Raw genomic sequence first — 18019 nt, forward strand, 5'->3', positions numbered from 1 at the left:
GCGTTTGCTCTTTCGAACCTTCATTTGTTAACATAAGGTCAAATGACGTTCTAGAGAGGAAGTATTCTGCATGTATGATGCTCAAGCAGTACAAACGTTATCCAGTTGCCTGCTTCGTTTAAAAGAAGGCAAAGGAATCGGGACACTTGTGTCAGAAGATGAGGCCGATCTGCCGAAAGTAATGACCCGTCTCAAACAGTTCGATCCTTCCAAAAACGGTTTATCCATTAATGAAATCGTTCACCTTGCCAATGCATTGATCGGGGAACATATGTCAGCAACGACGATTCAAAATTGGACGAAACGCGAAGTCCGTGACATCATCGGTGTTCCGCACCGGGGTAAGAAGTATTCCATTAACCAGGCTGCCATCATTTACTTACTGGATGATTTAAAGCATTTGTTTTCACTGGAGGAAACACGTGAATTATTGACGATTGTCTTCAAAAATCCAAACATTGATGAAGATGATTTAATCAGTCCCCTTGACTTCTATCTTGTGTATACACAACATGCGGAAACAAGCGGTCCGATCGAGTTGACGGAAAAACGCTTGAGACGGTCCTTAGAGCGCATCAACGCCTACCGCCCTGAAACTGTCCACGTTCTCCAACTGTGCCTCTATGCGCGCCGTATATCGCATCTGACGCACGAAGCGAAACAACGTCTTCAACATGTCTTACAAACTTAACAAAAAAAGATGTCCGGTCATCATCGATGGCCGGACATCTTTTTTATTTTAGACTGCTGTAAGTGACTTATAGTTGACGTTATTCGTCAGGCTCTTTAGAACCGAGAGTAATTCGTACATCGAAAGCTTATCCGCATCTTTGACGAGACGGTATTCATCGCCGTCTTGCAGCAATTCTGCGACGACTTCTCCCGCTGAACTCCGTACTGAGAATTTCCCTTTTGTCAGGTCGAAGGAAATGGTGTACGTACCTCGTTCGTAAACGTTGTACTCACATTTCTTCGAGAAGAGTGAAAATTTCTCACGCATTTGACCTACTTCTTGACCATCGTGGTTCATCACGACCCATTTCTTGCATGTCGGGATGAACTTACCAAACGCTACCCCTCTACCTTCACCATTCATTACTTGAACACGACCTGTATCGTCGTGTTGAACCGCCCCAATCATTTGGTGGGATTCATCATAAATCGCGGCATGACCTTGCGAAAAAACGCAACCCTGCACATAGACAACTTTGCGCAACAGAAATTCTCCTCTCACTGCTAAAAAGTGCTGGTATTTCGTCCCCAGTATATTTAGACATTCCGTATAATTTTGATTTTCTTTATCTGACTGATATTTCGTTAACGAAAATGATTATTGCACCGTTTGAACAAATTGACAACCCCCTTTTGTCGACAATCATTCGACAACATTAGCGAAAGCCAATTTCATGAGCAAATTCCAGTAATTCGTTTCGATCAATCAACCGAACCTGATTCGGTTCTGCTAAACGATACGCAGCTTCCGTATAGGTCGAATTCGTCACGACCCATCCTTCATCCATACCGTAAAACGGGACGGCCGCCGCCACTTGTTGAACGGCTTCGAGTCCTACGGCCGAACCATATCGTTTCGCTTGAATCGCAATCCTATACCCTTGTGCGTCTTCAATCAATAAATCTGCTCCGAAATCACGTGAGGCCGGTGTCAACTCGACACGATACCCGGCTCTTTCAAAAAGCTCGACCAACCATTCCTCAAACTCTCGTCCTTCCATCCGGTCCAGCCGATTGGCGAGTGACGGAGTCAGGAAGGAGAGGATTAAAAAGAGTGTACACCCTACTATACTGACAATCAAGATTAAAGGTTCCCAGGAACTCGAAAAAAAATAAGCGGCAGCTCCCCCGCCTACTGCAAATAAGAAGGCAATCATTCTTCGTTTCGTATATGTTTGCATCGTTTTGTTCCGCCCTTCCGAGTCCGCTCGTCGGTTTACGTGTCACACCCGTCCGTAGTCGGATTCGTTCTCTGTATTCATCATACTAAATTCGTGCCTGTCTTGCGTAAGTGATAGGAACGACGTCATGGGATGGAGAATATATAGAGAATACGTCACCTTACTGACTTTTTTGTACACATTCGTCTACCGCTCATTTCTTTTAAGGAGGCAGCTCATGGCAGAACATTCATCTCCTTCTTCCAGCAGAGTCATCCATGCAACGTTGCGCGCTCTCGAAGAGCCTGTCGTGTTAGTGGATCGACTTGGTATCATCGACTTTGCGAACCCTGCATTTCATAATCAGTTCCAGCTGTCATCAGCTGATACATCGCTTTCTTCATTCTTCTTACTGGAGGATACACTTTTCCCGATTTCAAGCCGGATTCAAGTCGTCTCGCTTCCATACACGTTGACGATTTCTCCGGTCGAGCAGACGGATTTCTTTTTAGTCACGATCAAGTCACTTGATCTCCACCAACTATTGAATTCAACGATTGATGCCGCGATTCTCGTGACAGATCCGGATTTCCGCATCACCGCCATCAACGAGACAGCCGGCACGATGTTCGGCATCGATCCCGCTGCGCTGCCTCAGGAGATGACACCGATCTCGATTCATGATCCGGAAGAATTCCAACTCCGAAAACAACATCTTGAACAGTTAAATCTAAAAAACTTGTCCGATGAAGATATTCTCTTGTTACACGGACGGGATACAGAAAATGATTGGACGTATCACCGGACAGACGGTTCTTATTTTTACGGCCGCCTGTATATGACGCGTCTCCAAAATGGCGGTTTTTTTTTATTCATCACGGATATCAGTTCTCAAAAGCAAGTCGAGCTACATCTCGCGAAAAGTGAACGGCGTTTCCGTCTGATTGCCGAATCGGTTCTTGAAGCCGTCATCTTTCATGATAACGGCGTCATTCTCGATGCGAACCGGGCGGCGGAAATTATTTTCCGGACCCGACTCGAACTGATGAAAGGTCATCAGATTCTCGACTTTATCCAACCCGAGTTTCAGAACTCCGTCACTCAGCGAATCATGAAGCATCATGAAGAACCGTATGAAGTCATCGGGCGGCGGGCGGACGGCACTTCTGTCGAAATTGAAGTCTTTCCCCGTGAAATCACCTACGAAAAGACCCGGATGCGCGTCGCCGTCGTTCGCGACATGACCGAACAAAAGAAAATCGAAAAGATGTTAGAACGTGAAAAAAATGCCATCATGCGCCAACGCGATATCACACAGTCGATTCTCCAAGCTTCCAATGAAGGTTTTATACTGACCGGGGAAGACGGCAGTTTTACCTATATGAACGTCAAAGCACGCAAGCTGCTGGATGTACCGGGTATCGCGCCAAGTAAAATCCAGGAACGGATCAGCATGATTCCGAATCTCGATTTAGCGACACGGTACGCCATGCTGCAACAGGTCGAGGAATTGTTGGCAGGGAAACATTCTGAGATCTCCTTCCGCTTCACCTTGCAGCAACCGGATGAATCCGGTCATCATTACTTTGAATTTTATGCGACCTCGATCAAAAAAGAACGGAGCCGCTTTTCACGACACGGCTTCCTGTTCGTCTTCCGTGACCGGACGGAAGAACAGAAAATGGATCACGTCAAAGATGAACTGATCAGCACCGTCTCCCATGAATTACGGACACCGCTCTCATCTATCCTTGGTTTCATGGAACTGTTGCGTTATCGGCAACCGACACCTGAAAAAACGACGCGGTATGTGGAAATCGTCCATGAAGAAGCGAAGCGCCTGACGAATCTTCTCAATGATTTCTTAGACATCCAACGCATGGAAGGCGGCAAACAGGATTATGCCTTTAAACCATTTTCGTTACGCCAATTGTTGGAAGAAACGATCGAAACCTTCGGGGAGACAGCAGAGACTCATACGATCCATGCTGTGACGGACGATGACCCGATCCTTATTTTTGCCGATGAAGACAAGGTCAAACAAGTCATCATCAATCTGTTGTCCAATGCCATTAAGTATTCCCCTGCCGCTGATCATATTGATGTCCGTTTGGAAAAAACAGCAGATCAGGCCATCTTAAGCGTGACAGATTACGGCATCGGCATTCCGCCCACCGCTTTTGATAAATTATTCACGAAATTTTATCGCGTCGATAACTCCGCCGTCCGAAAAATCGGCGGAACCGGCTTAGGACTAGCTATTTGTAAAGAAATCATCGAATCTCACGGAGGCGTCATCTCCGTCGAATCGGAGTTAAATCAAGGATCGACGTTCACGATTGTATTGGAGCTGGATCCACGAAAGGATTTTGAGAAAAAATGACGCGAACTTATCTGATGACAGGATTCCCCGGATTTTTGGCAACGAAGCTGATCGAACGTTTAGCTTTGGTTCCTGAACAAATCGACTGCTTTTATCTGTTGCATCTTAAACATGAATACGCGAGCGCCGTCTCGCAGAAGGAACAGTTTTTACGGACGACGTCGCTCAAGGAAGAACAGCTGATTTTAATTGAAGGCGACATTACGAAAGAGGGGTTGGGTTTGCCCGAGTCCATCCGGAAGGAGCTGGTAAGTCGCGTCACTCATCTCTTCCATCTGGCTGCTCTTTATGACTTGGCGACTGCTTACGCTGCTGCCTTTCGGATTAACGTCACCGGCACCTCGAATGTGACGCGCCTTGCCCATACATTCGTCCACCTGGAACGTTATGTCTATTTCAGTACGGCTTATGTTTCCGGTCTCCGGATCGGAACGATTTCTGAAAACGAGTTAACACATCAGGTCGACTTTAAAAATGCCTATGAAGAAACGAAATATTTGGCAGAAGTACGATTCCGTGAAGAAGTCGGAACCTTACCCTATACGATCATCCGCCCCGGAATCGTCGTCGGACATTCCCAGACCGGTGAAACCCCGAAGTGGGATGGTGTGTATTTTGTTCTGAATGCGCTACGGCTGCTCCGTCCTTTTGCCCCGTTACCGTATGCCGGACGAGCAAACGCACTCGTCAATCTTGTTCCGTATGATTACGTCGTCAATGCGACGACGTATCTCAGTCATGCGCCAGCCGGCATCCGGACGACGTATCACCTGACCGATCCGTTCCCGCATGGTGCCCGCGCGATTTACGAGATGCTGCACGTCGTCTATTACGGTTCATATCCGAGAGGTACTGTTCCGTTTCGACTGGTCACGTCTCTTCTCACACCGCGGATCGCGAAACGCCTGCAGATGCAACGGCAGACACTCGATTACTTCGTCCATCCGGCCCGATATGATACGAGTAACGCCTTACGTGATTTGGACGGAACGGGTATCATCTGTCCGGATTTAGCGGAACTGATTCCCCGCCTTGTCACCTATTACAAAACAAAACATCCGCAGACAGGAGAACCCGTATGAATGTTTTAATAACAGGTATGAACGGAACGGTCGCGCCCGTTCTCGCAGACGTCTTCCGTTCCCATCACTACGATATCACCGCCTGGGACCGGTCCGTCGTCTCTACGACTGATTCTGCCGTCATGGAAGCGTTCATCGATCGTGTTCAACCCGACCTCTTGCTGCATATCGGGATGGGTCCGGCTGAATTCGCCGAAACACTTGCACGACTGTCGTTCGAACGAAACATTCCGTTTCTTTTTACAAGCACGGCTTCCGTCTATTCCGACGAACAAAAAGGACCTCATGATCCTGCAATCGTCCCTGCAGCAACGGATGAGTACGGAGCTTACAAACGAACGTGCGAACGGCTGATTCAAGCGGTCAATCCCGATGCCTACATCGTCCGGATTGGTTGGCAGATTGGGCAGGCAGCCGGCTCCAATAATATGATTGATTATTTGGAACGCCATGCTATCGCAGGTCCAATTCCCGCCAGCACACAGTGGTATCCTTCCTGTGCTTTTCTAGAGGATACGGCCCAGACGCTTTATACGATCGTCACGACGTATACTCCCGGTCTCTATTTGGCAAACGGAAATGCAAGTCATTCCTTTTTTGACATCGTGACCGCTTTGAACATCCTGCATGGGTCGAAGTGGCACATTACTGAAGATAACAGTATGACGCGCGACGATCGGATGACCGACTCACGGGTTGTCATCCGACCAATTTCAGAACACCTGTCCTTCGTTCATTAAAAAAGTGTCGTCCGTCCCATAAAAAATGGGAGAGACGACACTTTTTTAACCATTCCCGGAAAATCAGCCAATCAGCATATTTTCTTTCGGATAACGAATCAAACGATCGTGTTGAGCGGCAAACGTAAACAGAATCGTTAACGATCCGACACGTCCGAGTAACATCATAAACATGATCAAGGCTTTCCCGAAGTCGTTTAATTCCGCCGTGACATTCAACGACAGACCAACTGTCCCGAATGCGGACACCGTCTCGAAAAACAGACCGACAAAGGAGAGATTCGGTTGGGACAAAGCAAGCAACGTCGTCACGAGAGCGATGAACAACAGACTGAACACGGCGATGGCGTAAGCTTTTTGAATTGCCTGCGCCCGGACAGTTCGCCGCATCAAGACGGTTTCCCGTTGTCCGCGCAGGTACGTCCAGACGTTTTTCAAGATGACCGCTGCCGTCGTGACCTTGATTCCGGATCCTGTCGAAGCAGAACCTGCCCCGATATACATCAAGACCATCATCAAGCCGATTGATAACGGGACCATCGTCGTTAAATCGATCGTTTGGAACCCTGCCGTCCGCGTCGTAACGACTTGGAAGAAGACGATGTGCAATGCTGCAAAAAAAGATTTATCGTGAAGCGATCCGAGATGTGATACCCACTCATAAATCATCATCGCAAGAACCCCAAGACCGTTGATGACGACAAGTGATAAGAGCATCAATTTCGAATGTAAGGAGATCTTCTTGAAATTCCGTTTAGCCGATATATCCGCGATGACGGTAAAACCGAGTCCACCGATCATCAGTAATGCTGAAATCGTCAGGATGAACGTCGTATCCTGTTGAAAACCGACCAGATTATCGCCCCATAACGCAAAGCCCGCATTATTGAAGGCCGATACAGCATGGAACAATCCGTAATACAAGGACTTACCGAACGTGTACTTATATTGAATGAACAGATCAAGCGCAATCAACAGCATCCCGATCAATTCGACGACGACAGTCGTCAGAATAATGTTCCGGGCCAGACGGATCGTACCGCCCGGACTGTCGAGATTAAACATCTCTTGAATGATGATGCGTTGCCGGATTCCGATCTTCCGTCCTGTTACGCTCAACAGGACAAGCGCAATCGTCATGAATCCGAGTCCCCCGACCTGAATCAGCAGCATCATAATGATTTGTCCCAACAGATTAAAGGATTCCGCAATATTGACCGTCGAAAGACCGGTGACCGTCCCGGCCGAAGTCGCGACAAACAAACAGTCGATGAACGGTATGTCCTGACCGTCCTGTTGAGCAATCGGTAACCACAGTAAAAATCCACCCAATAAGATGGTCAACGTAAAACCGGTCGCGATAAAACGGGCCGGTTTATCGAATAACTGATGATAAATCAGTTCCCCAAACCGTCCGAACTTCGCGAGCCGCGAACGTCTTTTATGAGAAAACATATTCGTACTCCTCCTAGATGAAATGACCCAATTGCATCTATCATACTCCCTCAAAAACATTTGTTCTATTTAAATTTTGAATCTGCTAAACGTTTTCGTTTTTTTTTGGTAAAATAGATAAAAGTCGACGTTTAATCATAAAAGGAGGTTGAGGGAAACAGTGGACCCTAGGACGGCTGACCATTCGATTGAAGATGTCTCGCGAAGGCTTGAACGCCAATCGCAATGGATGCCCGCACAGTTATATTATCAATTCGAGGAGTTATTATCGCTGCATGTGGATCAATCAATTCTAAACGAATTGTATATTGCATTAAAAAAATACGATGTATTAACCGATATAGAGCGTGACGAACGAAACGAAAGCATTCAATTGCTGATCGACGAAAACGGCGCGTGATTCTCGGTTTTTGGATTTCCGAGCAGAAGACGCCTCTTCTGCTCTTTTTATTTTTCGTTCACGATTGGACAACATGAGGAAAGGTGGCACAACTGAAATGGATATCGTGTCGATTATTGGTATTATACTGGGGCTCATCACCTTAGTCGGAGGAATGATTTTAAAAGGGGCCTCCCCGATTGCATTGCTGAACCCTGCAGCACTCGTCATCATTTTTGTCGGTACAGCGGCAGCAATCATGATCTCATTTCCAAAGGAACGTTTAAAGATCATCCCGGCTTTATTTAAAGTCATTTTCTTTGAACAACAACTGATGACGAAACAAACATTGCTCCAACAATTCCTGACCCTTTCGACCCAAGCGCGAAAAGAAGGATTGCTGTCGCTTGAGACGGCACTCGAAGAAGTCGATAATGCGTTCATGCGCCGCGGCGTCATGATGGTCATCGACGGTCAACCGTCGGAGTATGTCGAAGATGTCATGACGCGCGACCTTGAAAACATGACCGAACGGCACCATGCGAATGCCAATATCTTCACGCAGGCCGGTACATATGCCCCAACGCTCGGGGTACTCGGAGCTGTCGTCGGACTTGTCGCCGCGCTGTCTGATTTATCCGATATCGAAAAGCTCGGGCATGCGATTTCCGGTGCCTTCATCGCAACGCTGTTCGGGATTTTTACAGGATACGTCCTCTGGTTCCCGTTCGCGACAAAATTAAAGCAAAAATCAGCGACTGAAATTCAACTGTATGAAATGATGATTGAAGGGATTTTATCGATCCAGAACGGAGAATCGCCTAAAAACCTGGAGGATAAGTTACTTGTCTATCTGACACCGAAGGAGCGTGCGACGTATGAAACGGAAAAAGAAGCCGCATGACGAACATATTTCCGAAGGCTGGCTGATTCCTTACGCCGATCTCCTGACGCTGTTACTGGCCTTATTCATTGTCCTGTTCGCTTCGAGTAACGTCGATGCTGTCAAGCTGAAAGCGATGTCCCAATCGTTCAGCTCCGTCTTTAACGGCGGCTCCGGCATGATTACGAACAGTTCCTTATCGACCTCACAAGAAGAAGAGGACTCGAAAAAGACGGATGCCCGGACGAAAGCACAAAGCTATGAAATTGCTGAACTTGAAAAAATCAAGGAAGAAGCCAATGACTACATCAAACAACAGAAGCTTGAGAAGGACATCAAAGTCGAGGTTACGAATGAAGGGCTTGTCTTCACCATTCGCGACCGGGCTCTCTTCTCCCCTGCCCAAGCAGATGTCAAAGGTGACGCGATTCAAATTGCCCAAGGCATGAGTAATCTGCTCGTCAAAGCGGGACAGCGTCAAATTCAGGTGTCGGGTCATACCGATAATATTCCGATCAATACCGTTCAATATCCATCGAACTGGGAACTCAGTGCAGAACGCGCCATCAGTTTCATGCGTGCTCTTCAGCGGAATCCAAAACTGGCCCCTAAACGATTTACAGTCAGCGGCTACGGCGAGTATCAACCGATTGCTTCGAATGATACAGAAAATGGCCGCAGTCAAAATCGCCGGGTCGAAGTTTTGATCCGTCCGCTGATTGATATCAAGGCACAAAATGTCCTCGATGAGACAAAGGTCAAACCATAATATCCACTTACTAATCAAAACAGGCCCACTCCGAAAAAAATCGGAATGGGCCTGTTTTAACGTGCTGTTTAATAATATGGACGAATCATCACATACACGATGACACCCGTTAGACTGACATATAACCAAAGCGGCATTGTAAAACGGGTCCACTTTTTATGTTTCTCAAAGTTTTGATTCAACGCATGAGCGAGTGACATCAAGACGAGCGGGACGATAATCGCCGCCAAAATGATATGCGAAATGAGAATAAAGAAGTAGACTGGACGGACAAATCCTTCGCCGCCGAATTTCGTTGATTCACTGACCGCATGATACGTCACGTACGAAATCAAGAATAACGTCGTCGTCGTCATGGCACCGCCGATGAAACGACGGTGATTAATCCGGTTGCCCCGGCGGATCGAAATCCAGGCACCGAGCAACAGCATAAAGGTAAAGCTGTTAAAGATCGCGTTTAAAAAAGGAAGCAGCGTCCAGTCAAACCCGTCACCGACCTGAACAGGTGGTGCAAAAAACAACAGTGCGACCAACAGATTGATGACGAGCGTCAAGAGGATGACGACCGGAACGAAATTACGTTTTTTAGCAGATTGTTGCATGTATTATTCTCCTTGTTTCCAATCAAAGTATCGTTTTAACCATTTTGGCAATGGACCGTCAAACAGACGTTCACGCCAGTAAAGATCGGCGGCACGCTGGACGGCGGCTCCCCGGATCGGGTACGGATGCACGACACGTGACAGCTGACCGACTTTATCTTTGCGAGCCATCGCATACACGACTTCCTGCATCCATTCACCGGCCTGTTCGCCGATGGCATGGGCACCAATCAATTTCCCGCGTTTATCGGCAATCAGTTTGACACGCCCTTCTGTTCGGCCGTTGATGACAAACCGGTCGACTTCATCCAGTCCGGTTTCGTAGACTTTGATGTCGCTGTACTTTTGACGGGCTTCTTCTTCCGTCAGTCCGAGGTGGAACAGTTCCGGTGTCGTAAACGTCACCCACGGAACGGCACGGTAATCCGGTTTGGTCCGTAAACCGAACAGAGCGTTTGTGACGACGGTTTTTCCTTCAAGACCTGCGACATGCGTAAACGGTAACGATTGAATCGTATCACCGACCGCAAAGATATGACGTTGATTCGTCCGAAGTGAACCGTCAACTTGAACATAACCTTTTTCAACATGGACGCCGGCACGGTCGAGACGTAACGCATCAATCCGCGGCTTGCGACCGACCGCAACGAGGACGGCATCCGTTTCAATGACACGGGACTCTTCACCGGTTTTGACCGTAACTTCGATTCCTTTTGCCGCTTTACGGACACTTGTCACCGTCGTATCCAAGTGGAGCGTCAATTCCTGTTCAATTTGCCGTTGTAACACTTCGACCATACTGCGGTCTTCTTTCGGCATCAGTGATTTGGCACCTTCAATCACGGTTACTTCCGTTCCGAGATGCGCATAAGCTTGCGATAATTCGAGGCCAATCGCACCGCCGCCGATAACGAGTAATCGTTCCGGACGTTCCGTTTGTTCAAAAATCGTCTCATTCGTTAAGTACGAAATCGTATCGAGACCCTCAATCGGTGGAATGATCGGCTGTGATCCGGTCGAAATCGCGAATTTCTCTCCGACGACCAACTGACCTGCCACTTCCACTTCATTGGCACTCAAGAAACTGGCTTCACCGATATAGACATCCACGCCTAAATCCTTAAACCGTTTTGTTCCGTCATGCGACTGGATGATGTTCCGGGCACGGTCAACGCTTGCTTTCGTCTTGCTGTAGACCGCTTCCCCGTTCAACGTCACATTGTATTTGGCGGCTGTCTGCTTCATGACATGAACATCGTGTGCCGCTTCAATCAATGCTTTTGACGGGACACAACCGTAATGCAGGCAATCACCGCCGAGATGCGTATGTTTTTCAATTAATGCGACGTGTGCGCCGAGACTGGCAGCCCCTGCTGCAATCGTCATTCCAGCTGCTCCGCCGCCGATTACGACCAACTGATAACTTTTCATCGGGAAGCCTCCTTATAGCGTGCCGAGATGTCTTCCATTCGTTTGCGGTTGACGCCCCAGTCGGAATAGCCGACGCGGGAAGCTGAACGGAAATGGATTTGTTGAGAAGACTCGTCGAAGTAAAATTCAACATCATCTTTAAAACGAAACACTTTACTCGAGAAGATGGCATGAATGTACGTCGAATCTTCTTTGACTACTTTCACCCGCTCAAGACTTTGAAGAATCCGCATGATTTGAAATTTTGATTCTGCTAGATTTCCGTGAAAAGGTAAAGGTGTCATCTTCAACGCTTCTTTATCCGTCTGTGTCGATACCGCGTTCGGTTTCCCTGTGAGCGGACTTAATTTGCCGTTCGATACGCCAAGTGCCATGACTGATTCCTCCATTCGTTTCGTCTTGCTGTGAATCATGATTCTGATTTTACTTTACCAGTTCAGTTTCGAAAGCGCTTCTCATTTGACTTTTCCGTTATGCTTTCGTGACCGGCAACAGGATGGTCGCAATGGCTCCGCCTTCCGGTTGGTTATCGATGAACAATTTCCCTTCATGGGCTTCCACCAGTTCCCGGCAAATCGCCAGTCCGAGTCCTGTTCCACCTTTCCCTTTTTGGACCTGATAAAACTTCTCCGTCACGTGGCGGAGATGATTTTTCGGAATCCCGGGACCTTCATCGCTGAAGGATAAAAAGAGGACACGTTCCGAACGGACAAGACGGATCGTAATTTCACCGTCAACCGGCGAAAAGCGGATTGCATTGTCGAGCAAATTCAAAAAGACCTGTTTCAAACGGTTCTCATCATATAAACCGACGACCTGTGCCGGTAATTTCCGGATGATCCGGATGTTTTTCTCCTCCAGCTTTTGCCGGAGTTGCGCCGTCACCGTCTCGATGACTTCCGTCAGATTCACTTCCTGCCGGTACAGAACTAAACGACTCGTTTCGAGCTTTGAAAAATCCAGTAACTGTTCGACGAGGGAAATCAGGCGTTCGGTTTCGGAATGGATGATCCCCATTCCGAGCGAGGCTTCTTCCGGCAATCGTTCCGGCTCTGCGAGCAACGTTTCACTCCACCCTTTGATCGAGGTCAAAGGTGTTCGCAACTCATGCGAAATACCGGAAATGAACTCATCTTTTAACGTTTCTTGTTGTTTGATCTGTTGTCCCATATAGTTAATCGTCCGGGCCAGCTCCCCCAGTTCAAACGTATACTCTTCATTGACTTTGACATCATAATGCTGTTTGGCAATTTGATCGGACGCACCGATGACTTCCTGAATCGGACGAACGATCGACGATACGAGACGGGACGAATAAATGTAGGCCAGTCCCCAAATGACGACACCTAACAGGAGAATCGCCAAACAAATTTCAATGACCCGCTGATCGATTTTCGCAAGCGACGTCGTATAACGCAGTGCTCCCGTCGTCTGTCCGAAAGAAACAATCGGTTCCGTCACTTCAAGCAGATGTTCCCCTGTCGTCGGATCATCATAACGTTTCGTGATTGTTCCACCGCTCAACAGACGGGTCACTTCCTGTTTCGTCATGTTTCGTTTTGAGACGAATCCCGTCGACGAATAGCGGGGAATCCCCTTCGCATCTAGGACTTCGATTTCTGCATCCGTGTAGGCATAGGAATCGAGTACGTCATGAATCGTCGCCTCTGAATCTTGAAAATCATAGGCAAGACCGCTGTTCGCAAATAAGACGGCACTGGCATTCGCATGTCGTTTCAAGACATCGGTCGCCGTCACATAATAATAGTTATACGTCACGAAGGATAAGATTCCGATGACGAGCAGCACCGTCACCGTGATGATCGTCATGAACCGCATCAAAATCTGTCGTTTCATTTTTCGTTACGCCACTTATAGCCATGACCCCACAACGTCTCGATGAATTGGGGTTCCGCTGGATTTTCTTCGATTTTCTGACGCAACCGGCGAATGTTGACGTCGACCGTCTTACGATCTCCGAAATAATTTTCGCCCCACACCGCATCGAGCAACTCATCCCGCGACATGACTTGATCTTCATTTTTGATGAAATGGCACAACAAATCATATTCCGTCGGTGTGACTTCGACATCGACTCCTGCTTTTTGCACCCGCTTCGCTCCGAGATCAATCCGAAATGGTCCGGAGACCAGTTCACGCGGTTGTTTCCGGCGGCGGAGCGTCTCGACCCGGCGGAGCAGGGATTGAATACGTGCCAACAGTTCAGCCGGACTGAACGGCTTCGCAATATAATCATCCGCCCCGACGCTGAGTCCCATGACTTTATCTTCTTCGCGCGTTCGCGCAGTCAGCATGATGATGCCGACAACTTCATCTTTCGAGCGGGCCTGTTCGCAGACCGCGAATCCGTCGACTTCGGGCATCATGATGTCGAGCAGCAGGATATCGAACGTCTGCTGTTCAAAATAGTCCAGTGCTTCCCGTCCGTTCTCCGCTTCAATCACTTCATATCCTGCACGTTTTAAATTAATGACGATGAAACTGCGAATCGCATGTTCATCCTCGGCCACTAATATTTTAGTCATCTTATTTTCCTCCTGCTTTTTCCTTTATTCCACGAGTGCTACGTTGGCAGCGTACTCTTCATAGGATTGATTGGTCGAGATGACATACACGTAATCAATGCCTTCTTTGATTTTTTTCTTGCGATGACTGGCGATGTATTGCGTCTTCGGAATGATTTCGAGCTCAAAATCAATCGTCCCGGTATCCCGGTTGATGAACCGGACCCGGTTGTCCTTTTTCTCAATCGTTTCACGCGTCGCCCAGTTTGCCGGGAAACGCATCACGAAATTGTATTCGAGATCGATGTATTGCTCTTCCCGAAGTTCAAAGCCGCTTTCGAGAAATGGTTGCACGTCGGCGCCATTCCAAGCGTAATATGCCGTAATCCGCGGTTTTTCTTCGGCCGCGCGTCCGATGCTTCCGTCAGGCGTATATTGATGCGCAAATTCGATGACACCGTCCTGATCGACATCTTTCGGGAACGTATACATCGGCTCGACGATTTCTGATGTCTCACCCCAACGGATGGGTGTCAGCCGGGTTTCTTCAAGCTGAAAGACCAGCAGATGCATCTTGGCTTCACGGGTAAAGGAGACGAATACCCCTTTTTTCTTGGCCGGATTGACGGTATCGATTTCAAACAGGTCATGATCCGCAAACAAATCACCGTCTTTGACCGGCAGTGTGATGTCTTGCCGGTTGGTCGGATTTAAGGCTTCTTCATAATATATGAGTTCTGTCGTCTGTTCTTTTTTGAGCAACACCATATCCTGACGTCGATCCTGATTCAAATCGGCAATCGTCAATCGATCATATGTATCGATTTTCGTAACGTGAATCGATGGCTTCATCAAATCTTTCAGGAGATAAACGGTATTCTTTTCAAGACTCGTCACACCAATCATCAGTTGATTCGACTTTTGGGATTCATCCAGGATGACATGAAGCTGGTCAATCGATCGGCCTGTCGCAATCGGCTGGCTGACACGCAACACCCACTTCTTTTTCAGGCGTTCATGTACCAACACTCTGATTTGAAATGCTCCCTGATGTTCAATCCGGTAAAACGTAATGGCTTCGTCCCGCCCATCCCGGTTTAAATCAATCAATTCATACGGCCTGGAAATGGATTGATTACGCGGCGCCACGATTTCCGCCTCTGTCGGCAAATCGGTATCAATTCTTGCTTTTAATGACTTTTCCCATTCCGGTAAAGCCGGGTGCTCCAGCAAGGAAGCAGGATGAGGCAGTGTAAGACCACATCCGGCCAAATATAGGGTCGATAAGAAAATTATAAAATATTTCATCAGACTTAAATCCTTTCCATACATGCTCTTCTCAAACTTTATCACACTCTTTCAAGCGAGAGTATATTGTGGAATAAGAGTCAACTTGTTAAGATGTAACAGATATTCGAAAGGGGTTTATATTTATGGCTTACGAAATGATTGTACTTGATCTTGACGATACATTATTGACGAGCGACCACACGATTTCTCCAAAAACAAAACAATCGTTACTCGATGCACAGCGTCGCGGAAAAAAAGTCGTGCTCGCGAGCGGCCGTCCGACTTACGCGATGATTGATTTGGCAAAAGAGCTCGAACTTGCCCGCTACGGCAGTTATATTCTGAGTTTCAACGGGGCTTCGATCATCGACTGTAAAACAAACGAGTCCCTGTTCTCCAGTACCCTTCTTCCGGAAACCGTACATCGCCTTTACGATTTAAGTAAACGTGAAAATATCGATATCCACACATATGTCGGGCACGAGATTTTTACGGAACGGGCTAACGAATTTTCGACGATTGAAGGCGAACTGACAGGAATGGATGTCATCACGGTTCCGGACTTCAAGGCAGCCATTACAGAACCGGTCGTCAAGTGTTTGATGCTTGCGGAAGAAAATCGTTTGGCGGAAGTCGAGCTGAAACTTCAGCTTGAGTTAGCCGGTGAGCTCGCCGTCGCCCGCTCCAAACCGTTTTTCCTCGAATTTACGGAGGCCGGCGTGACGAAAGGAACAAGTCTCGCGTTGCTGGCTGAACGCCTCGGGATCAAACAGGCAGATGTCATCGCGTGCGGAGACGGCAACAATGATTTATCGATGATTGAATGGGCCGGTCTTGGTGTTGCCATGGCAAATGCTGCCGATACCGTCAAAGAAAAAGCCCAGTACATGACTGCCTCTAATGATGAAGACGGCATTGCCCTCGTCATCGAAAAATTCATGATGGACTGAACAAAAAAACCAATCCACTCCATTGTTGTCGGAGTAGATTGGTTTTTTGGGATGTCAGGAGATACACCAGTCGATCGGTGTTCGATTTTGTTGCTGCAACCAGTCGTTCGTTTGCGAGTACGGCCGGCTGCCGAAAAACCCGCGGCTCGCCGAAAGCGGACTCGGATGAACGGATTCGAGAACAAGGTGCCGATTCGTATCAATCAAACTCTTTTTACTTTTCGCATGGTTTCCCCAAAGAATGAATACAATCGGTTGTTCCTGTTGTCCAAGCACTTCGATGACGCGATCCGTAAACGATTCCCAGCCTTTTTTGGCGTGAGAACCCGCTTTTCCTGCTTCGACTGTCAAGGACGTATTCAGTAAAAACACACCTTGGTTCGACCAGGCTTCCAGATTACCCGTCGTCGGTGCCGGACATCCGAGATCGGACATTAATTCCTTGTACATGTTACGTAAGGACGGCGGAATTGCAACCCCGTCATTGACGGAAAAACTCAGTCCATTCGCCTGATTCGGTCCGTGGTACGGATCCTGCCCCAAGATGACGCAACGGACATCCTGCGGTGCCACCGCGTCAAAGGCATGGAAAATCCGATCCTTCGGCGGATAAACTGTCGTTTCCCGGTAAGCGGTCTTGACGAAATCCCAGAGCCGGATAAAGTAGTCTTTTTCTTTCTCTTCTTTTAAAATCTCTTGCCAGGCTGTATGCATCCCGTTCGCTCCTTTTTCAGTCTCAAGCCCCTGTTCGTCCGGCCTGATTCTGCTATGATGGTATATGAGGTGGAATAAAGATGATTCAAACAATTCAGTTGTTCGGGTTGCCTTTTGTCGATGCAACACCGTCGCATTGGTATACCCATATTAAAACGATTTTACACAATAACGAAAAGGCCTTTCTCGTCACCGCTAATCCGGAACTCGTTTTACGGTCTTTGCGTGATCCCGCGTACAAGCATATTTTACAACAAGCGACGTTCATCACGCCTGATGGAATCGGCGTGACGGCAGCCAGTAAACGGATGGGGAAACCGCTCACTGCGACATTACCCGGCATCGAGACGGCCCGTGAACTGCTCCGGACTGCCGATGCTTTAAAAAAACGTGTCTTTCTACTCGGCGGTCGTCCGGAAGTCATGAAGTCGCTGATTCAGCAATTATCGATTCGTTTTCCTGATATCCAGTTTGTCGGAACCTTTCATGGATTCGGCAAGGAAGAAGAAGCCGCAAAAGCAATCCGGTCGGCCGAAGCGGATTTGATTTTGGTCGCTCTCGGGGCACCGAAACAGGAAGAATGGATTGCCTCTGTTTACGATCAGGTCGACCGCGGACTTTTCATCGGTGTCGGTGGTGCCTTTGATGTCTGGTCGGGTCACAGTAAACGGGCGCCCAAATTATTCCGGCAGTTAAAGTCGGAATGGCTGTACCGGATTTCGAGTCATCCGCGCGGACTCGAGAAATTGAAGGATTTACTCCTGTTTGCGTCTCTCGTCTTACGGAAAAAAACGCATCTGTAAACAAAAAATACCCGCTGTCCGGTTGATGAACTGAACCAAAAAAGTTAGACAATAAATAATTTGTCAGGCGACCTTTAGGACCTGAGTCCGGTATTCCACCGGGCTCAGGTTTTTTAGTCGT

Annotated in this window: 19 protein-coding genes; 9 read left to right on the forward strand and 10 right to left on the reverse strand. The window is 47.9% G+C overall.

Annotated elements, in window-relative coordinates:
* Positions 1–70 precede the first annotated feature (70 nt).
* Entirely contained in the window at positions 71–691 is a 621-nt protein-coding gene (locus tag ABIC15_RS13195; RefSeq protein ID WP_012371734.1) for a DUF1836 domain-containing protein, read from the forward strand.
* 48 nt (positions 692–739) lie between these two features.
* On the opposite strand, the gene ABIC15_RS13200 is transcribed toward ABIC15_RS13195, so the two are convergent.
* Positions 740–1216, reverse strand: coding sequence for an LURP-one-related family protein (locus ABIC15_RS13200; protein WP_012371735.1), 477 nt, complete (start codon positions 1214–1216; stop codon positions 740–742).
* 172 nt (positions 1217–1388) lie between these two features.
* Positions 1389–1913 (reverse strand): restriction endonuclease, encoded by a 525-nt coding sequence (locus tag ABIC15_RS13205; RefSeq protein ID WP_354020908.1) that lies wholly within the window; start codon positions 1911–1913, stop codon positions 1389–1391.
* A 217-nt stretch (positions 1914–2130) separates the two neighbouring features.
* Here ABIC15_RS13205 and ABIC15_RS13210 point away from each other — a divergent pair, with 217 nt between their 5' ends.
* The 3 genes from ABIC15_RS13210 to ABIC15_RS13220 are packed head-to-tail and all read left to right on the forward strand — an operon-like array spanning position 2131 to position 6097.
* Entirely contained in the window at positions 2131–4275 is a 2145-nt protein-coding gene (locus ABIC15_RS13210; RefSeq protein WP_354020909.1) for a PAS domain-containing sensor histidine kinase, read from the forward strand.
* Entirely contained in the window at positions 4272–5357 is a 1086-nt protein-coding gene (locus ABIC15_RS13215) for an SDR family oxidoreductase (RefSeq protein WP_012371738.1), read from the forward strand. The genes ABIC15_RS13210 and ABIC15_RS13215 overlap by 4 nt, the downstream gene beginning before the upstream one ends.
* On the forward strand, positions 5354–6097 hold the full coding sequence (locus ABIC15_RS13220; protein ID WP_012371739.1) for a sugar nucleotide-binding protein: 744 nt from the start codon (positions 5354–5356) through the stop codon (positions 6095–6097). The genes ABIC15_RS13215 and ABIC15_RS13220 overlap by 4 nt, the downstream gene beginning before the upstream one ends.
* 63 nt (positions 6098–6160) lie before the next feature.
* Here the strand turns inward: ABIC15_RS13220 and ABIC15_RS13225 are convergent, their stop codons facing one another.
* Positions 6161–7552, reverse strand: a complete 1392-nt coding sequence (locus tag ABIC15_RS13225; RefSeq protein WP_354020910.1) for a TrkH family potassium uptake protein — start codon at positions 7550–7552, stop codon at positions 6161–6163.
* 160 nt (positions 7553–7712) lie between these two features.
* On the opposite strand from ABIC15_RS13225, the gene ABIC15_RS13230 reads away from it, so the two are divergent.
* The 3 genes from ABIC15_RS13230 (at position 7713) to motB (ending at position 9583) form a co-directional block, all read left to right on the forward strand.
* The gene (locus ABIC15_RS13230) at positions 7713–7952 is read left to right on the forward strand and encodes a hypothetical protein (protein WP_012371741.1); all 240 of its coding nucleotides are present in this window, start codon (positions 7713–7715) and stop codon (positions 7950–7952) included.
* 97 nt (positions 7953–8049) lie between these two features.
* Positions 8050–8835, forward strand: coding sequence for a flagellar motor stator protein MotA (motA, locus tag ABIC15_RS13235; RefSeq protein WP_012371742.1), 786 nt, complete (start codon positions 8050–8052; stop codon positions 8833–8835).
* Positions 8810–9583, forward strand: coding sequence for a flagellar motor protein MotB (gene motB, locus ABIC15_RS13240; RefSeq protein ID WP_290828124.1), 774 nt, complete (start codon positions 8810–8812; stop codon positions 9581–9583). Before motA ends, motB begins: the two co-directional genes overlap by 26 nt.
* A 68-nt stretch (positions 9584–9651) precedes the next feature.
* Here the strand turns inward: motB and ABIC15_RS13245 are convergent, their stop codons facing one another.
* From ABIC15_RS13245 to ABIC15_RS13270, 6 genes are all read right to left on the reverse strand, one after another.
* Positions 9652–10185, reverse strand: coding sequence for a DUF420 domain-containing protein (locus tag ABIC15_RS13245; protein WP_290828122.1), 534 nt, complete (start codon positions 10183–10185; stop codon positions 9652–9654).
* A gap of 3 nt (positions 10186–10188) precedes the next feature.
* The gene (locus tag ABIC15_RS13250; RefSeq protein WP_354020911.1) at positions 10189–11616 is read right to left on the reverse strand and encodes a dihydrolipoyl dehydrogenase family protein; all 1428 of its coding nucleotides are present in this window, start codon (positions 11614–11616) and stop codon (positions 10189–10191) included.
* Positions 11613–11990, reverse strand: a complete 378-nt coding sequence (locus ABIC15_RS13255; RefSeq protein ID WP_214766447.1) for a DUF1499 domain-containing protein — start codon at positions 11988–11990, stop codon at positions 11613–11615. Before ABIC15_RS13255 ends, ABIC15_RS13250 begins: the two co-directional genes overlap by 4 nt.
* A gap of 97 nt (positions 11991–12087) precedes the next feature.
* Entirely contained in the window at positions 12088–13473 is a 1386-nt protein-coding gene (locus ABIC15_RS13260; protein WP_012371747.1) for a sensor histidine kinase, read from the reverse strand.
* The gene (locus tag ABIC15_RS13265) at positions 13470–14162 is read right to left on the reverse strand and encodes a response regulator transcription factor (protein ID WP_012371748.1); all 693 of its coding nucleotides are present in this window, start codon (positions 14160–14162) and stop codon (positions 13470–13472) included. The genes ABIC15_RS13260 and ABIC15_RS13265 overlap by 4 nt, the downstream gene beginning before the upstream one ends.
* Positions 14163–14186: 24 nt before the next feature.
* Entirely contained in the window at positions 14187–15449 is a 1263-nt protein-coding gene (locus ABIC15_RS13270; protein WP_354020912.1) for a hypothetical protein, read from the reverse strand.
* Between the two features lie 125 nt (positions 15450–15574).
* Here ABIC15_RS13270 and ABIC15_RS13275 point away from each other — a divergent pair, with 125 nt between their 5' ends.
* Positions 15575–16381, forward strand: a complete 807-nt coding sequence (locus tag ABIC15_RS13275; protein WP_012371750.1) for a Cof-type HAD-IIB family hydrolase — start codon at positions 15575–15577, stop codon at positions 16379–16381.
* Positions 16382–16435: 54 nt separating this feature from the next.
* On the opposite strand, the gene ABIC15_RS13280 is transcribed toward ABIC15_RS13275, so the two are convergent.
* Positions 16436–17095, reverse strand: coding sequence for a uracil-DNA glycosylase (locus tag ABIC15_RS13280; RefSeq protein WP_012371751.1), 660 nt, complete (start codon positions 17093–17095; stop codon positions 16436–16438).
* Positions 17096–17175: 80 nt separating this feature from the next.
* Here ABIC15_RS13280 and ABIC15_RS13285 point away from each other — a divergent pair, with 80 nt between their 5' ends.
* Positions 17176–17898: a WecB/TagA/CpsF family glycosyltransferase gene (locus ABIC15_RS13285; protein WP_354020913.1), complete on the forward strand. Its 723-nt coding sequence runs from the start codon at positions 17176–17178 to the stop codon at positions 17896–17898.
* The last annotated feature ends 121 nt before the right edge of the window (positions 17899–18019 follow it).

Source organism: Exiguobacterium sp. PvP048 (assembly GCF_040549175.1).
Lineage (GTDB): Bacteria > Bacillota > Bacilli > Exiguobacteriales > Exiguobacteriaceae > Exiguobacterium_A > Exiguobacterium_A artemiae.

Bases quoted from the DNA above. Each gene is read 5' to 3' on its own strand.
- ABIC15_RS13195 (WP_012371734.1), top strand. From the start codon at position 71: ATGTATGATGCTCAAGCAGTACAAACGTTATCCAGTTGCCTGCTTCGT.
- ABIC15_RS13270 (WP_354020912.1), bottom strand. From the start codon at position 15,449: ATGAAATATTTTATAATTTTCTTATCGACCCTATATTTGGCCGGATGT.
- ABIC15_RS13280 (WP_012371751.1), bottom strand. From the start codon at position 17,095: ATGCATACAGCCTGGCAAGAGATTTTAAAAGAAGAGAAAGAAAAAGAC.
- motB (WP_290828124.1), top strand. From the start codon at position 8,810: ATGAAACGGAAAAAGAAGCCGCATGACGAACATATTTCCGAAGGCTGG.
- ABIC15_RS13255 (WP_214766447.1), bottom strand. From the start codon at position 11,990: ATGGCACTTGGCGTATCGAACGGCAAATTAAGTCCGCTCACAGGGAAA.
- ABIC15_RS13260 (WP_012371747.1), bottom strand. From the start codon at position 13,473: ATGAAACGACAGATTTTGATGCGGTTCATGACGATCATCACGGTGACG.
- ABIC15_RS13250 (WP_354020911.1), bottom strand. From the start codon at position 11,616: ATGAAAAGTTATCAGTTGGTCGTAATCGGCGGCGGAGCAGCTGGAATG.
- ABIC15_RS13220 (WP_012371739.1), top strand. From the start codon at position 5,354: ATGAATGTTTTAATAACAGGTATGAACGGAACGGTCGCGCCCGTTCTC.
- motA (WP_012371742.1), top strand. From the start codon at position 8,050: ATGGATATCGTGTCGATTATTGGTATTATACTGGGGCTCATCACCTTA.
- ABIC15_RS13210 (WP_354020909.1), top strand. From the start codon at position 2,131: ATGGCAGAACATTCATCTCCTTCTTCCAGCAGAGTCATCCATGCAACG.
- ABIC15_RS13205 (WP_354020908.1), bottom strand. From the start codon at position 1,913: ATGCAAACATATACGAAACGAAGAATGATTGCCTTCTTATTTGCAGTA.
- ABIC15_RS13285 (WP_354020913.1), top strand. From the start codon at position 17,176: ATGATTCAAACAATTCAGTTGTTCGGGTTGCCTTTTGTCGATGCAACA.
- ABIC15_RS13275 (WP_012371750.1), top strand. From the start codon at position 15,575: ATGGCTTACGAAATGATTGTACTTGATCTTGACGATACATTATTGACG.
- ABIC15_RS13245 (WP_290828122.1), bottom strand. From the start codon at position 10,185: ATGCAACAATCTGCTAAAAAACGTAATTTCGTTCCGGTCGTCATCCTC.
- ABIC15_RS13215 (WP_012371738.1), top strand. From the start codon at position 4,272: ATGACGCGAACTTATCTGATGACAGGATTCCCCGGATTTTTGGCAACG.
- ABIC15_RS13265 (WP_012371748.1), bottom strand. From the start codon at position 14,162: ATGACTAAAATATTAGTGGCCGAGGATGAACATGCGATTCGCAGTTTC.
- ABIC15_RS13225 (WP_354020910.1), bottom strand. From the start codon at position 7,552: ATGTTTTCTCATAAAAGACGTTCGCGGCTCGCGAAGTTCGGACGGTTT.